General features: G+C 68.0%; 16 protein-coding genes and 1 pseudogene. 4 read left to right on the top strand and 13 right to left on the bottom strand.

All coding sequences use genetic code 11. The annotated features are described in order from the left end of the window. Positions 1–83: 83 nt before the first annotated feature. The 10 genes and pseudogenes from ABZ883_RS42510 to ABZ883_RS42465 form a co-directional block, all read right to left on the bottom strand. Positions 84–317 (bottom strand): annotated as a pseudogene (locus ABZ883_RS42510) (transposase); the annotation flags it as partial. A gap of 508 nt (positions 318–825) precedes the next feature. Continuing rightward, entirely contained in the window at positions 826–1,095 is a 270-nt protein-coding gene (locus tag ABZ883_RS42505) for a transposase (protein WP_360917499.1), read from the bottom strand. Between the two features lie 28 nt (positions 1,096–1,123). Further along, positions 1,124–1,795, bottom strand: coding sequence for a hypothetical protein (locus tag ABZ883_RS42500; RefSeq protein ID WP_360917496.1), 672 nt, complete (start codon positions 1,793–1,795; stop codon positions 1,124–1,126). Between the two features lie 359 nt (positions 1,796–2,154). After that, entirely contained in the window at positions 2,155–3,213 is a 1,059-nt protein-coding gene (locus tag ABZ883_RS42495) for an NADP-dependent oxidoreductase (protein WP_360917502.1), read from the bottom strand. A gap of 129 nt (positions 3,214–3,342) precedes the next feature. Further along, complete coding sequence (locus tag ABZ883_RS42490) at positions 3,343–4,125, bottom strand: SDR family oxidoreductase (RefSeq protein ID WP_360917493.1); 783 nt, start codon at positions 4,123–4,125, stop codon at positions 3,343–3,345. A gap of 28 nt (positions 4,126–4,153) precedes the next feature. Further along, positions 4,154–5,104 (bottom strand): MBL fold metallo-hydrolase, encoded by a 951-nt coding sequence (locus ABZ883_RS42485; RefSeq protein ID WP_360917489.1) that lies wholly within the window; start codon positions 5,102–5,104, stop codon positions 4,154–4,156. 43 nt (positions 5,105–5,147) lie between these two features. After that, positions 5,148–5,522 (bottom strand): DoxX family protein, encoded by a 375-nt coding sequence (locus ABZ883_RS42480; protein ID WP_360917486.1) that lies wholly within the window; start codon positions 5,520–5,522, stop codon positions 5,148–5,150. 77 nt (positions 5,523–5,599) lie between these two features. Then, positions 5,600–6,028: a nitroreductase/quinone reductase family protein gene (locus ABZ883_RS42475; RefSeq protein WP_360917483.1), complete on the bottom strand. Its 429-nt coding sequence runs from the start codon at positions 6,026–6,028 to the stop codon at positions 5,600–5,602. 134 nt (positions 6,029–6,162) lie between these two features. Continuing rightward, positions 6,163–7,107, bottom strand: a complete 945-nt coding sequence (locus ABZ883_RS42470) for an NADP-dependent oxidoreductase (RefSeq protein WP_360917480.1) — start codon at positions 7,105–7,107, stop codon at positions 6,163–6,165. Positions 7,108–7,144: 37 nt separating this feature from the next. Continuing rightward, complete coding sequence (locus ABZ883_RS42465; protein ID WP_360917477.1) at positions 7,145–7,780, bottom strand: LUD domain-containing protein; 636 nt, start codon at positions 7,778–7,780, stop codon at positions 7,145–7,147. Between the two features lie 196 nt (positions 7,781–7,976). Between ABZ883_RS42465 and ABZ883_RS42460 the strand changes: the two genes are divergently transcribed. Beyond that, positions 7,977–8,417, top strand: a complete 441-nt coding sequence (locus ABZ883_RS42460) for a MarR family transcriptional regulator (protein ID WP_360917474.1) — start codon at positions 7,977–7,979, stop codon at positions 8,415–8,417. A gap of 516 nt (positions 8,418–8,933) precedes the next feature. On the opposite strand, the gene ABZ883_RS42455 is transcribed toward ABZ883_RS42460, so the two are convergent. After that, positions 8,934–9,971, bottom strand: a complete 1,038-nt coding sequence (locus ABZ883_RS42455; RefSeq protein WP_360917471.1) for a saccharopine dehydrogenase NADP-binding domain-containing protein — start codon at positions 9,969–9,971, stop codon at positions 8,934–8,936. A gap of 129 nt (positions 9,972–10,100) precedes the next feature. Between ABZ883_RS42455 and ABZ883_RS42450 the strand changes: the two genes are divergently transcribed. Continuing rightward, positions 10,101–11,057 (top strand): helix-turn-helix domain-containing protein, encoded by a 957-nt coding sequence (locus tag ABZ883_RS42450; RefSeq protein ID WP_360917468.1) that lies wholly within the window; start codon positions 10,101–10,103, stop codon positions 11,055–11,057. 107 nt (positions 11,058–11,164) lie between these two features. Here the strand turns inward: ABZ883_RS42450 and ABZ883_RS42445 are convergent, their stop codons facing one another. After that, on the bottom strand, positions 11,165–11,410 hold the full coding sequence (locus tag ABZ883_RS42445; protein WP_360917465.1) for a hypothetical protein: 246 nt from the start codon (positions 11,408–11,410) through the stop codon (positions 11,165–11,167). Positions 11,411–11,632: 222 nt separating this feature from the next. Further along, entirely contained in the window at positions 11,633–11,863 is a 231-nt protein-coding gene (locus ABZ883_RS42440; RefSeq protein ID WP_360917462.1) for a hypothetical protein, read from the bottom strand. A 1,547-nt stretch (positions 11,864–13,410) separates the two neighbouring features. Here ABZ883_RS42440 and ABZ883_RS42435 point away from each other — a divergent pair. Beyond that, positions 13,411–14,256, top strand: coding sequence for an oxidoreductase (locus tag ABZ883_RS42435; protein WP_360917459.1), 846 nt, complete (start codon positions 13,411–13,413; stop codon positions 14,254–14,256). Next, positions 14,253–14,903 (top strand): TetR/AcrR family transcriptional regulator, encoded by a 651-nt coding sequence (locus ABZ883_RS42430; protein WP_360917456.1) that lies wholly within the window; start codon positions 14,253–14,255, stop codon positions 14,901–14,903. The genes ABZ883_RS42435 and ABZ883_RS42430 overlap by 4 nt, the downstream gene beginning before the upstream one ends. The last annotated feature ends 67 nt before the right edge of the window (positions 14,904–14,970 follow it).

Here is a 14,970-nt window from a genome sequence, read left to right as displayed (position 1 = left end):
ACAGACAGCCATGCACTCGAGACGACCAGGGACATTCAGGTCGGAAGCGGTGCCCCATTGATACTGCGCAGCCCGAACAAAAACGCAACAGGCTCGGTTCCGGCCCTGGTGTCCCACTCGCGCGGGCGATATCCGTTGCGGTGGTTGACGCGTTCGTCGCTGACCTGCCCGTATTCGGCATTGCAGAGCGCATCGGCCTCCGCGGACATCAGCGCGTCGGCAAACGTCTTGACCATCGCGCGCAACAGATCGGGACTCGCCGCAGCGAGGTTCTCCTCGGCGAGGACGTGCAAGGGCAGACTGTCTGGTGCGGTCATCGTGCTGATCTCCTTCGAGGCTTCGACACTTCGAAGATCAGCCGGTGACCGTCTCTATATCCGGGAACTCACTCCGACGCCGGGACAAACACCCGGATCAGGTGGGAACCCGTACACCACTTCCAAGGACGCAACCCGCCCCCGCTCGCCGCAGCTGCTTGACCTGATAGCTGCATGGGGTGTCCTGTCTGCCCGCACCCGACCCGGTCGCCGGCGCGGCCTGCCAACGCCTACCCGGGGCACCCGGATGCGCTCCAGGACGGGCCGGAACTGGGGGCTATCGTGCCACTGACCGGCGGTGGCCAGGAAGGAAAGTGGTTTCTGGCCGCGCTCGACCGCCAGGTGCACCTTCGTCGTCAGTCCACCGCGTGAGCGTCCCAGCCCGTGGTCGGCGGACTCGACTGCGACTCCGCCTGGTTTGTCCCGCTACAGGTCCCCCTTTTACGAGCGCCCGCGGCATGTTGATGCGCTCGCGCGACCGTGGAGTCCACGCTCACGTCCCAGGTGATCAGGCCCTTCGCGTCGGCCTCGGCCTGCAACTGGGAGAGGATCCGACTCCAGATGGCGCGCTGCCAGCGCCGAAAGAGCCCGTAAACGTCTCCCACTCACCGTAGCGGGCGGGAACGTCCCGCCAAGGCGCGCCGGTCCGCGCCCGCCAGCGTATGCCGTTGATCAGCTGTCGCTTCGACCGAATCGGAGGCCGCTCTGGCTTCTTGCCTACCGGCAACAGCGGCTCCAGCCTGGCCCATTGCTCACTCGTCAGATCTCCACGCCCCACAAATGGATCATGACAGACCTTGATCCACTTATGAAACAGACCCTAGTTGCGGAGAGAGCTCGGCGTCGGTGAGCAGGCCCTCCACGAGCCGTTGAGCGGCAACGGCCAGCGCCGGACCCAGCAGCGGCTCGTTGCCGTCCACGGTGCCGGCGACCACGCCCGTGACCAGTTCGGTCGTGGCGGCTTGGGCGGCCCGCACACCGGTGGGTGGCAGGTCGTCCAACATCAACGAGACCGTGTCGACGTGAGCCATCAGCACGCGCATCGGCGCGGCGTCGAACGGGCCCGTGACCGGCTTGTCGGCGACGAGTTGCTGCAGCTCACCTGGCGGCAAGATCAACACTCGCGAGTTGGTCCTGGCGCCGATGCCGAAGCGCCACGACGGATCGTTGTAGAGTGCGATGAACCGCCCAGCCGGCACCACCATCGAAGCGCCGCGGCCGCCCGACCGGGCAAAGTTCCACGTCCCCGTACGCACCAGGTGCAGCACCACCCGGTCGTTCAGGTGGTTGGAATTGCCGCCGGTACCGCCGACAATCGAGTCGCTGAAGATCTCCTCCACCACCGCACCAGCCACCTTCGAGTGGCGGATACGGATGCGGTACGGGGCGTCGGAGACCGGACGGGAAGGAGGGATCGGGATCGCGTCGCCCACCTGGTCGTCCCAGCCACGCCGAAGCAGATCGAACGCGTCGCGCACACCGCCGGGCACGCTGACGTCGACCAGGTATCGCCGTCTGACACCGCGTCCGGACTCGTCCGCTGCAACATGAGCTCGGGCCGCCGGTCCGACGGCATTACCGTCGGCGGCCAGGCCTGAACGACACGTACCAAATCAACCCAATCGTTAAACGTAATCAAGTGCCGGTGGCTCGGAGACCTTCCCACCGGATCGGCCAAACGCTGCGGCTGATCACCGAGTCCTACGCCGTGCCAGCCGCGGATCACCCCGACATACCGCCCGGGACGGGGATCCGAGCGGACGAGACCGCCTACGCCACAGAAGAAAAGTGTTACGTCCGACAGCGGCGATGGCCGGATCAGGGAATGAACCGCGGCTCAGCGGGCTGTCAGCCATTCCGGTGGGTCGGGTGCGAGTCTGATGGCAAGTTGTCCGACGTTGCCACCGGCCATCATCGCGATGAGTGCGTCGGGTGCGGTGTCGAGTCCGTCGCGGACGTCTTCCAAAACTGTCAGGTCGCCGTTCTCCTGTAGCGCGAAGAGGTCGCGCTGGGCCGTCGGCCATTGCGAGAGGTAGTCGGCGACCAAGAAGCCCCGCATGAGCAGGCTCTTGGCGATGAGTTGCACGGCCAGTCCGGACGGTCCGGGCGGGGGGCGGTCCGCGTCGTACTGGGCGGTCACGCCGCAGCAGACGATCCGGCCGTACTTGTTCAGCAGGGGCAGGACGGCGTCGAGCACCGGCCCGCCGACGTTGTCGAAGTAGACGTCCACTCCGTCGGGGCAGGCCGCTCGCAGGCCTTCAGCGAATGAGGGCGACCGGCGGCTCGCGGTCGCGCTGTAGCCCAGTTGTTGTCGGAGGATCTCGTTCTTTTCCTCCGCGCCGCTGATGCCGATCGCCCGGGCGCCGGCGATCCGGGCGAGCTGGCCGGCGAGGTGGCCGACGCCGCCGGCCGCGCCGGAGACCACGACCGTCTCTCCGGCGCGCACCTGTGCCACCTGACGAATGCCGAAGTACGCGGTCAGGCCGTTGCGGCCGAGCAGGCCCAGGTGGTGTGAGAGTTTTCCAACCCGTTCCAGCGGCCAGATGTCGGACAGGGGTACGACCGAGTACTCCTGCCAGCCCGCCACCCCGCCGACGATGCTTCCCGGCTCTGGCCCGCCCGGCGGCGCGGCCACCACCTCGGCGATGACCGAACTTGGGATGACCTCCCCCGGGGACAGCTGGGGACGGTAGGTCGGACCTTGCATCACGGCCCGGGCGTGCGGGGCGACGGACACGAAGATGTTGCGCAGTAGCACCTCGTCGGAGGACCGCGGCGGCACAGCCACCACCTCGCTCCGGAAGTGCTGCGGTGTCAGGACGCCGGACGGGCGCTCGGCCATGACGATTTGGCGATGCTTGAACGGCGGCGAGCTGACGCCATTGATTCGGTCCATTACCACTCATTCCAACGTCAAACAGCTCTTTTGGTGCGTTTGGTATCCCGCATGAGGACGGACCCGCGATCGGAGATCGACGAGTTCGGCGGGCCCACGTCTTGCCCTGTTCGGGCGGGAATTGGATCGTCAGTGGGCGGCCTGAGGGCCGCCGTCGATGTTGATGATGGTTCCGGTGACCGCGCCGGAGCGGGCGGAGCAGAGATAGGCGCAGGTCCAGGCGACCTCCTCGGGGGTGATGACGCGTTTGATCGCCATGCTGCCGGCGGCGCGCGTGCGGAGGGCGGTGTTGTCGTCGAGGCCAGAGTCGCGGACAACGTCCACGAAGCCGGGGTTGATGTCGTTGACGGTGATTCCGTATTGGCCGAGACCCGATGCGAGGGACTTGGTCAGGGTGTGTAGGCCGGCCTTGCTTGAAGCGATGGGGATGGCGGCCCACGAGCCAGTCCAGGCGTTGGGGCCGTTCATGTGGATGATGCGGCCCCATCCCCCGGTCTGCATCCCGGGGACGAATGCCTTGGCGAGATACCAGGAGGCGGTGAGCTGCTGGTTGAGGTAGTAGTGCCAGTCCTCGTCGGTGGTGTCGAAGAACGATTCCCGGTACATGCGGTGCATGGCGTTGCTCACGTACATGTCGACGCGGCCGAACCGCTGCTCCGACTCGGTCTTCAACCGCTGCACCGTTTCGCGATCGCCAGCGTCGCCGAGGACGACGAGCGCACCGACACCGTACTTTTCCGCTTCGGTCCTGACGGCTTCGGCTTCGACGCGGTCGGCGTCGGTGTCGCGGGCGTTGATGACGACGTTCGCCCCGCGTGCGGCGAATTCCAGGACGATCGCGCGTCCGATATTGCGTCCCGAGCCGGTGACGAGCATTGTCTTGCCGTGGAAGTCGAGTTCGTGTTCCATCATGTTCCGTCCTTCGCAGGATCCCGGCCGTTCAGGCTGGAACGTGGTCGATCACGTTGAGGCCGGCGGCATCGCGGGAAAGGAAGACACCCGCGTCGGCGTTGAAGTGCGCTGGTACGAGCCGCGCCTTACTTCGGGCGGCGCGGGCCAGAATGTCGCGGCGACCGGCGCGGACCTGGTCGGGGTTGTGGTCGATCCAGTGGTCGCCGTACCTCGCGCACAGGTCCGGGTGGCCGATCATCATCGGAGTCGAGAGCAGGTCACCCACGAACATCGCCGTGTCGCTGCCGGAAGAGACGGTGAGCACGGCGGAGCCCGGAGTGTGCCCGGGTATCTGATCCAGGCCGATCCGCAGGTCGACGCCGCTGCTGAGGGACAGCGTGCCGGACCAGAGTTCGGCCTGACCGCTGGCGACGATTGGGGCCACGCTGTCGGCGAAGACCAGCGCTTGGTCCTCGTCGACCGAATGCCGGCTTTGACCACCGGCCGGGTTCCAGAAGTCGAATTCGGCCTGCGAGATCAGGTAGCGGGCGTTGGGGAACGTAGGCACCCAGTTCTCGCCGTCGAGTCGGGTGTTCCAGCCGACGTGGTCGGAATGCAGATGTGTCAGCACGACGATGTCGATGTCGTCCGGTGCGGCGCCCGCCTCGTGAAGACGATCGAGGAAGGGGGTGTTCAGCTGATGGAAGGGCGGGACGGTCGGCCGCTGTTTGTGGTTGCCGATTCCGGTGTCGACCAGAATGCGTGTGCCGCCGTGCTCAAGCAGGAACGATTGGATCGTCAGGGTGACGTGGTCTGTCTGCGCGTTCCAGTACCGCGGTTCGAGCCACGACCGTTCGGCCATCCACTCGCCACGGTCGGAGTCGGCGAACACCTGGCCCCTGGTAAACAGGTGCCCGTTCCATTCGACGATCCGGCGGGCCTGCACCTGGCCGATTCGATAGGTGGGACCAACGGTGGCAGCGTCGTTGCTTAGTTCCATCTGGAACTCCTCGCGGGAAATCGGATGCGTTCGGTCGAGCGGGTCAGAATGCGTAGGGGCCGAATCGTCCCCAGACGACGACGGCGGCGAGTACGGCCAGCACGATGTTGACCAGCAGGTTCGGCATCTCGCGCCGGCGGGCGTGGGTGATCGCGGCGCCGACCATCAGAACGACGAGGCCGACGGCGGCGACGGGCGCCAGCGCCGGGGCGATGTCGAGCGCCGGCGGGAGGACGAGGCCGACGGCTGCGGCGACTTCCAGGGCACCGATGAGCTTGATCGACCCGGCGGGGACTGGCTCGACCCAGCCCTGGCCGGAATTGGCCAGCTGCGTCTTGCTGCGCAGCAGCTTCATGGCTCCGCTGCCAAGGAACAGCGCGGCCAAGACGGCGGCGAGCACCCACAGAAAAACGGTCACGGAACAAACCTCTCGGAGGTGTTGGCGCATTAGGTGTCGGCGAACGGACCGAGGACGGTCCGGGAGCCGGTGTTGCCTCAGGTGAGTGGTTCGAGGCGGACGATGGGGAATGCCCGCGAGGTGCGGGTCTCGTACAGCGCGGCGTCGGGCCAGTAGGCCGACCAGATCCGATAGAGCCGGTCCCATTCCGGGGAGGTGGACCGGACCACGCGGGCGGCGACCCGTAGCGGCCGCGCGCCGATCTCGATGGTGGTTTCGCGCGGCCCGACCTCGATGTTCGCGACCCACACCGGATCCCGCGGCGCGCCGCCGGCGGTGCCGCACACGAGATACGCGTCCCCGTCGCGGGCGGCGACCAGCGGCGTAACGCGTTCCTCGCCGGTGCGCCGTCCGACGTGGTGCACCAGCAGGATCTGTTTGCCCTCGAACGGGCCGCCAACGACGCCCACGTTGGCTCGGAACTGGTCGATCACCTGGGCGTTGGCGTCGGCCCAGCGGTCAGACATGTCGTACCTCCATCACGATGCGCGTGGTCGCTCGACCACCGGGGTGGGCGGCGACGTTTGGGTGAGGCGCCGGTGATCGCCGGCGGCCGGAACCGGCCGTCTGTGATCGCTTCGGGGATGCCCCGGTCTGTCCGTTACGCGGGCCGCAGGACGATCTTGCCGGCGGCGTGACCAGTGGCAAGCAGGGCGTACGCGTCGCGGGCCTGCTCGAGCGGGAACTGGCGGGCGATCGCCACGGCGAGGTCCCCGGCGGCGGCGAGACGGACCAGGTCGAGCCGGGCGGCGGTACGCACGCGTTCCGTTTCCGGCCCCGGCCCCAGTGCACGGGCGCCGGCCGCGACGGCCCCGCGGTGATTGGCGATCGTCACGACGCGGGCGGGGTCGTTCACCAGCGCCAGTGAGGCCGCGAGCGCTTCGTCGGTGCCGGCGGTGTCGATCGCCGCCGACACACCGCCGGGGACGAGCGCGCGCACCCGGTCGGCCAGACCGGCGCCGTACGCGACCGGGTGTACGCCCATGACGCGCAGCCGCTCATGTCGGCCGGGTGCGGCGGTGCCGATCACGTGAGCGCCGCGCATCCGGGCAAGCTGCGCCACCATGCCACCGACCGCCCCGCTCACGCCGTGCACCAGTACGACGTCGCCGTCGCCCACGGCCGCCGCTTCCAGGATGTGCACTGCGGTGGTCCCGCTGCCGAGCAGCGAAGCGGCCTCGGCGAAACCGAGCCCGGCCGGTTTGCGTAGCAGCATCCCGGCAGCAACGGTCAGTTCGTCGGCCTGCGCTCCCGGCAGCCAGTGCCCGAACACCTCGTCGCCCACGGCAAGCGGCGCGCCCTCGAATCCCATCGGATCCGGGCCGATGGCGCTAACGACACCGGCAGCCTCATTGCCAAGCCGCAGCGGCAACGACTCACCATCGCCGCCGATCGCTCCCCCGGCGCGTTTGAGGTCGAACGGACTGATCACTGTCGCACGCACCGCGACCGAGGCCTCACCAGGCCCTGGCCGCCGGGACGGCACGTCGATGACGTCGATGCTGTCGACTCCGCCCCAGGCGGTGGCCGCGACTGCACGTACCACGTTTTCTGGTCACCAATCATTCATCCGTGGGGAGTAGTCAGAAGCCGACCGGCTCGCGGACCAGAACCACCGTGGCGCGGCCCGGGAACACCTCGCGGCTGATGACCAGGATCTTGGCGATCACGCTGGGTTGCCCGTATGCCTGCTGGGCGCGGACGTCTTCGTTCGGGTACGAGTACGTCCGGATCCGCCGCAGCGCGGTGTCGAGGTCCGCGACAACCTTCTGCGCCCCGACGACCCAGATCGCCTGCGCAGCGCCGGCGGCGTAGGGGGCGAGTTGGCTACCACTGGCCGAAGCGGTGACGAGTTGGCCGTCCTCGGTCACCGCGTGCACGCTGCCCACCACGACGTCCGGTGCCGACCGGGTACGGCGCATCGTGTCACCTTCGCTACTGAAATCCCATTCCAGCTGCTGTGCACGAATACTGCGGTAACGCCCAGAGTTGTCGATATCCTCGGCCAGACCGGTCAGCCGCAACGTCTCGCTGGTCGCGGTGAAGATGTCCCTATCCATAGGGAGCAGTTGATTCACTACCCGCCGGGCCTCCGGCAGTGTGTCGACGATCTCGACGCCGAACCCGTTCTCCCGCAGTGCCTTGGCGGCCTGCTCAAGCTGCGCCCCACTCGCCGGGCTGCCGAAGGTGACGTCGGGCGAAATGTCGTTTTCTGTCATCTTTGCGCCTCTCGTGTTATTAGCCAGAAGCAGTTCCTAGCTAGATGCTAGATCGCTAGTAATTAGCTCGCTAGAGAGACAATAGCACGTTGGGATAGAGTGATCCAAGAAATCGCCGTGATGAGGAGCACAGATCATGTCCAGGGAGGAACCAGCCAGTGCCCCGGGGCCGGGCGCACGCCCCACCCCGGAGGACGTGGCGATACTGCAGCGGTGGAACGCGATCTCCGGCGGCATCCGCCGGCTCACTGATCAACTCCTGGGCGACATCGACACGCAGACCGGGTTGGCGCCCTCGTCCTTCCAGGTGCTGTGGTTCCTACTCAACAGCCCGGATCGACAGGCACCAATGAGCAAGCTCTCCCAAACGCTCGGGTTCAGTACGGCCGGCACCACCAAGGTCGCCGACCGGCTCGCCGCCGCCGGCCTGATAGAACGTCACCCGTCAACCGCCGACCGTAGGGTCATCTTCGCCGCGCTCACACCGTCAGGCCGCGAAGTCGCCCACCAAGCCGCCCTCGCATTGGCAGCCGCACTACGTCGACGCGTGCTCGTACCGCTCGGCCAAGACCAGCTCACCCACCTCGCCGAACTGGTCAACACGCTCAACCCGGTACCCGCTGCGGACCGCCATTGACGGATTGAAGGCCCGGCTGACGCGGCCTACGTCTGCGGAGCATGCCCCCCGCGTCTCAGAAGTAGAGGAGCTCGGCCTGCCACTCGTCCTGCGACTGGTGGCGCAGGTCCAGGAAGGTGGCGGCCAGATTCTCGGGGCGAAGCGCGGGTCGCCGCTGCCGATGTAGCCGTCGATGGTCACGGTAGCGACGTGCACGCCGGTGCCCTGCTGGTACTGGTGGAGGGACAGGACGTAGTTGCGCAGCGCGGCCTTGCCGATCGACAGGGATGTGTACTCGGGCAAGGGATTGACCGCGACGATCCCTCCGGTGAAGAGCAGGCTGCCTCGCCCGTCCTTGAGGAGACTACGGGCCCGTCACCAGACCCCGACGCACACGGCTGTGGGCGGCCATCAAAGATTCCCCGCGTACGGCCAGTTTGAATGTGGCTCTTGGTGATCAAGCGGGGAATCTACGGTGGACATAGTGGGAGTCTGTCTCTAGGCCCGGGAACGGTCGGGCGTCGTGGCGCGTCGCCTTCAGGTGGTGTGCGGGTGGACGTCGAGTGCGATGTGCGGGGTAAGTGCGTGCAGGAAGTCGAGTGCGTCGAAGATCTCGCCGGCGGAGGCGACACCAATGGTCTTGGTGCGCCCGGTGAGGACACGTCCGAGGGCTTCGACGACCAGGGGCGCGGTGATGGCGTAGATGTCCTGGCCGCTGGCCGTGGCCCGGCGTTCGGCTCCGCCTGAGCGCACGATGACGTGGACCAGGAAGGTCTGGTCGGAGCGCCCGTTCGCGTTGGTGGCTGCCGGGGCCGGCGTGTGGGGTGCGGCGACGTCGCGGACGGCTTCGGCGGTCATGTAGGTGGTCACGTCCGAGATCGACAGGTGCTCAGAGATGGTGACGACGTCCGCCATCGTGAACTCTCCGATCACCTCCCGGGAACCCATCGGCTGCGGGAAGGTCCACCGCAGGGTCGGCGCGGCGTCGGTGCTCTGCTCCCACTGTCCGCCGCGGTAGCGCAGGCGGACGTCGCCGCGCCGCTCGCGGGAGACGGCACCGGACAAGCGGGTGCCGGTGGTGGGGTGCCAGTTGCTGAGCGCATAGGCGATGTGGGCCTCGTCGGCCTTGGTCCAGTCACCCATCGCCGCAGTGGCCAGCAGGTCGCCGAGGCCGCCGAAGAAGGCCATGGCCGGGATGATCACCGCTCCCGCTTCCTGGGCCCGATCGCGGTAGTGGGCGAAGGTGTCGAGGTTCGCCTCGAGTTCGGCGGCCACGTCCAGGTACGGGATCTTCGCTCGGAGCGCGGCTTCGATCACGGGGCCGGTGGTCGAAGCGAAGGGACCGGCACAGTTGATGACCGCCGTTGTTCCTGCCAGAGCCCGATCCAGCGAGACCGGATCGTCCGCCGATGCCACCCGAGCCGCGAGCCCGAGCTCGTCGGCCACCTCATGGACCGCCTGCGCGTTGCGCCCGGACGGCACCGGAACGAACCCGCGCGCGGCCAGCTCCGCAATCACGAACCGCCCAGTGTGACCGTACGCGCCGAACACCGCCACCAGCTGACCTGACCCCATGAAACCCACTCCCGTGCAGTTGAGTCACCGCCGCGCTGCCGATCCGCCGCGGCCTGACACCCACATCCTGGCCTCGCGGCAGCACCTCACACGAGCGTCGGAAACGACATGACGCGTACAGTTTCAGACATGCCAACCGTTGCGCTGGCCGTCACCGACGGCATGCTCCACTACGAGCTGTCCGTGGCTGTCGAAGTCTTCGGCGCCAACCTGACCCACATCGTGGACCCCTGGTACGACTTCTTCCTGTGCGGGAACGGCCCAGTGCACGTCGGCCGCTTCCGCCTCGAACCCGACCACCCACTCGACCACCTCACTCACGCGGACACGGTCATCGTGCCCGGCTGGGCCGACACCGACCGCGAACCACCCGCCGAACTGATCGAGGCGGTGCGCACCGCCCACGCGGCCGGTGCCCGCGTCGCCTCTCTGTGCACCGGCGCCTTCGTCCTGGGCGCAGCCGGACTTCTCGACGGAAAACGCGTCACCACACACTGGGCACATACTCGGGAACTGGCCCAGCGCCACCCAGCAGCCACCGTCGACCCGGACGTCCTCTATGTCGACAACGGCGACGTCCTCACCTCCGCGGGCAAGGCCGCCGCCATGGACCTGTGCCTGCACCTGGTCCGCCTCGACCACGGTTCAGCCAACGCCAATAAGATCGCCCGCCGTCTGGTCATCCCACCCCACCGTGACGGCGGCCAGGCCCAGTTCATCTCCACCCCCCTGCCCGCCCCGGATAACCACCCGCTGGCAAAACTCTTCCCGTGGGCACTGGAACGACTGAATCAGCCTCTCAGCGTCGAGGACCTGGCCCACCAGGCCCGCATGAGCTCACGCCACCTCGCCCGCCACTTCAAACACCTCACCGGCACCACGCCACTGCACTGGCTCCACACCCAGCGCATCCGCCACGCCCAAGAACTCCTGGAAACCACCAACGCCACCGTCGACGCCATCGCCACGGCCACCGGCATGGGCACCGCCACCACCCTGCGCCGTCACTTCCAACGCAGCGTCGGCGTCCCGCCCGACACCTACCGCCGCACCTTCCGCCCAGAAAGCCAGCCCCAGCCAATCTGACACTTCACGCTCAGTAACCACCTGCCGCCAGCTGGCTCCCACCGACTGGCCGCTGTCACACGACCGGGGACTGCCGCCCTGCGCGGGTCAGTCGGCCAGGATAGCGGTCAGCGGGAGGCGTCCGCGTCTGCCTCACGCGGCAGATACCGAGCCCACCGCTGATACGCCGCCTGCCGGGTGGCATTCACCGCAGCGCCGATCTCCTCCCACGTCGCGCCCTGCCCCCGCGCCGCGACGCCTGCCGGCGGCGCCTGCCGCTCGATCAGCGACTCCAGCCGGCCCACCGCCTCCAGCACTGCCAGCGGATCGGTCACCACCACATCGGCCAGCAACACCTCCAGCCGGTCCACCACACCCGCCAGTTCTTCTCGCGCCCCACCCGCCACGTCAAGGCCCCTTCACAACAACCGGCATGATCCCTTGATGTCCTACGTCAAGGTTCTTGACAGCCAAGATCAGGGCATGTCAAGGCCCCTTGACATGAAGATCGGCCATCACAAGCCCCTGCAAGACCTCGATCCAGCAAACCTTGAACGTCAAGGGCCCTTGACATCCCGCGACCCGAACAGAAGCGGTCAGCCACTGCCCCAGCGGTGCGCAGTCGCGCCCCGCCATTCCACCCAGCGCGGGTCGTCGACCACCAGGTCCGGATCGGGCAGCCCGGGCGACCGCAGGATCAGCAGCAGGTCGTGTTCGGAGAACGCTGTCCCCACGTAGTCGTCCTCCGTGCGGCCGGCGCGGTACATGGTGACCAGCCGCCCACCCCGGGGCGACGGGCCGTGCACCACGAACCGCGCATCATCCACCCCTCCAGCCTGCCGCACCGACCGCTCCGGTGCGCACCCTCGCCCGTACACAGCCGAGCGCACGCCACGCACCTCCATCCCAGCGACAGCCCCCCGTCCGCACGCGCGTCACCAGAACTCACCGCCTGCCGGTGAGCTTGCATGAACACCGCGCACGGGCGTCACCGTCGCCGTCCGATGCGCACCACAGGGCCCCGCCAGGCCGTCACAATCCAGGTGGGGCCCTGCACTCTCACCGCCCCCAAGACCCGCGCGGTGAGCACCGGGACGATGAACATCACCGGGTGAGAGTCGTCGCTCGCCCGGCCGATCGCCAGGTCAGCCCGCCCGACGATGCGGAGCCTCCTGAGGATCCCCAACCGGCCGGGTCTGCGACGTGTTCTCCGCCAGCAACGGCTGCGCTGAGCCGGTCTGTCGGCAGGCCCAGCGACGGGCCCGGCGTCAACGCGCGCGGGACCACGCCGGCGGTCGGCCAGCCCGCGTCAATCCCGGCCAAGCTGCCGTGCACGCCGCCTTGCTCCGCAGACAAGGCATGGCGGCCCAGGACATCGCAGACGCTTCGGAATCTCCGTCACACTGATTCGCCGCCTGCTACGGCCGCCGGCCGCCAGGCCCGGCCGGATCGCCCGCACCACCGCCGACGCCATCCTCGGCATCGACACCCCCACCACGCGCATCAGCGCCTCGGTACGCAGGGCCCCAGTGATGGCCTGCCGCTCGAGCAGAGGCAAAAGGCCCAGGAAGAGGGGACGCGGGCGATCAGCAGGCATGACGAGGGGGGGAACTCCAAACGCCAGGAAATGGGCACACGGCCCCTGACGCCGACCAGACTTCCCGGCACACCCCGCGCCCATTTCTTGACGCGTTCTTTACACTCTACCCCGGGCTCGACCAGATCAGGCGCGGGAAACAAGCCAGCCCATCCTTCCCCCGCTGGCTGATGCGACCACACGCGACAGGAACCAGCGATCCTGCCGCATCGGCCCGCAGCACCCCACCCAGCGCCACATTGAGTGGGATCTTGCCCGGATCGTGCACCGCCCACGATTTCCCGCCACGGTACCAGTGCCTACGATATCGCCCGATCTAGACCGGTCTTGCAGGCCGCCTCTACAAGCAACACGGCCTCGACCTGCGGGACCACCCGCGACCGCCGCCCTCGGCACAGACACAGGGGTAGGACCCGACGCCGGCCAGAATTCGCGGTACCCCGCCAGATCATGACGCTCAACGTCCGGGAGGTATCCATTGAACAGCCCTGTCTCACATCCGGTGGAACGGAGAGTTATACCGCTGGAGACCGCCCTGAAGCGCTCTCTTGCAGACCGAGGGAGATACTTTGCGCATTTGGCATCACCCGGGGTTGCCACCGGTATGAGACAGAGCCGGTCTTTGCGCAGTCCCGTTCCTGGAGCTTGCGCCGGACGAGCAGCAACGTGGCTGGCGTATTGCGGAGGCCGCTTGCTCGACCTAGACTGAACTAGTCGTTCAGTCTAGTTTGGCTGCTGCGTGCGACACCCCAAACGTCCGATCCGAGAGGATTTCTCATGAGTGTGTGGTTCGTTACCGGGGCTTCCCGGGGCTTCGGAGCCGAGATCGTGGAGACGGCACTGGCCGCAGGCCACCAGGTGGTGGCAACGGCGCGCGGGGCCGAGCAGATCACGGAGCGGTTCGGGCAGGAGCGCGAGAACCTGCTCGCCGTTTCCTTGGACGTGTCCGACGAGGCGCAGGCGCAGGCCGCGGCAGATGCTGCCGTCGGGCGGTTCGGCCGGATCGACGTGCTGGTCAACAACGCCGGCCGGGGATTGCTGGGTGCGGTCGAGGAGGCCGGCGACGCCGAGGTGCGCGCCGTCTACGAGACGAACGTGTTCGGGCTGCTCAACGTCACCCGTGCGGTGGCGCCGCTGCTGCGGGCGCAGCGGTCGGGACACATCGTCAACCTGTCGTCGGTCGGCGGTTTCGTCGGCTCGCCGGGGTGGGGCATCTACGCCTCCACCAAGTTCGCCGTCGAGGGCTTCTCCGAGGCGTTGGCCACCGAGCTGGAGCCGCTCGGCGTCGGGGTGACCCTCATCGAGCCGGGCTACTTCCGCACGGACTTCCTCGACTCCAGCAGCCTGCACACGGTGGCCGCCTCGATCGACGACTACGCCGACGGGCCCGCCGGGCAGATGCGCCTGACCGCCGAGCAGGTCAACCACGGCCAGCCCGGCGACCCTGCAAAGGCGGCCCGGGTGATCGTGGAGACGATCGACTCCGGCAAAGCCCCGCTGCGCCTCCAGCTCGGCGCGGACTGTGTAGCCGGCGTCGAGCACAAGCTCGCCTTCGTGCGCCAGGAGCTCGACACCTGGCGCGAGGTCGCCGTCTCGACCGGCTTCGACCAGTCCGCCGCATGACCGCGTCGACGGGCGGCACCCCTGCTCCTGGTGACGGGATCCTGGAGCGGCCGCGCGGTGCGCGCAGTGACCGCCTCCATGCCCAGGTACTTGCGGCGACGCAGGAGCTGCTGCGTGAGGGCGGGCTGCCGGCTGCCACGGTGGACGCCATCGCGCAGCGCTCGCGGGTGAGCAAGGCCACGATCTACAAGCACTGGCCCTCGCGCACCGCGGTCGCCGCGAAGGCGTTCGGCCTGATGATGGCGGAGGCACTGCCGCTGCCCGATACCGGGAGTACGCGCGGTGACCTGGCCGAACAGGTGCGGCGGGTGAGCGCGTTCTACGCCAGCGACCTGGGTGCCGTTTTTGCGCAGCTCGTCGCGGCCTGCGTCGACGACCCGGCCGGCGCCGCCTACTTCCGCAAGTACTTCCTCGCCGGTCGGCGCGCCGCGATCACCGAGCTCTGGCAACGGGGCATCGACCGCGGCGAGGCGGATCCAGCGATCCCGGTGGACGACGTCATCGACATCCTCTTCGGCCCGCTGATCTTCCGTCGCCTCGCTGGCCACTACACCCTGACCGACGAACACGCGGCCACGCTGGCGGACAACGCCCTCGCCGGGCTCCTGCCCAACCAGGTGCTCCCCAGCGCGCGGAACCCGGTGTGATCGGCGCCCGGGAGCGCGAGGGGAGGGCAACTCAAAGAAAGGACAGAAGAACGATGGAATCGACAGG

The sequence above is a fragment of the Streptomyces sp. NPDC046977 genome (assembly GCF_040644455.1).
Taxonomy (GTDB): Bacteria; Actinomycetota; Actinomycetes; order Streptomycetales; family Streptomycetaceae; genus Actinacidiphila.
This window is presented reverse-complemented; position numbering and strand designations above follow the sequence as displayed.

Coding starts and splice junctions, on each gene's coding strand:
- ABZ883_RS42495 (WP_360917502.1), bottom strand. CDS start 3,213: ATGGACCGAATCAATGGCGTCAGCTCGCCGCCGTTCAAGCATCGCCAA.
- ABZ883_RS42490 (WP_360917493.1), bottom strand. CDS start 4,125: ATGATGGAACACGAACTCGACTTCCACGGCAAGACAATGCTCGTCACC.
- ABZ883_RS42485 (WP_360917489.1), bottom strand. CDS start 5,104: ATGGAACTAAGCAACGACGCTGCCACCGTTGGTCCCACCTATCGAATC.
- ABZ883_RS42475 (WP_360917483.1), bottom strand. CDS start 6,028: ATGTCTGACCGCTGGGCCGACGCCAACGCCCAGGTGATCGACCAGTTC.
- ABZ883_RS42465 (WP_360917477.1), bottom strand. CDS start 7,780: ATGACAGAAAACGACATTTCGCCCGACGTCACCTTCGGCAGCCCGGCG.
- ABZ883_RS42455 (WP_360917471.1), bottom strand. CDS start 9,971: ATGGGGTCAGGTCAGCTGGTGGCGGTGTTCGGCGCGTACGGTCACACT.
- ABZ883_RS42450 (WP_360917468.1), top strand. CDS start 10,101: ATGCCAACCGTTGCGCTGGCCGTCACCGACGGCATGCTCCACTACGAG.
- ABZ883_RS42435 (WP_360917459.1), top strand. CDS start 13,411: ATGAGTGTGTGGTTCGTTACCGGGGCTTCCCGGGGCTTCGGAGCCGAG.
- ABZ883_RS42430 (WP_360917456.1), top strand. CDS start 14,253: ATGACCGCGTCGACGGGCGGCACCCCTGCTCCTGGTGACGGGATCCTG.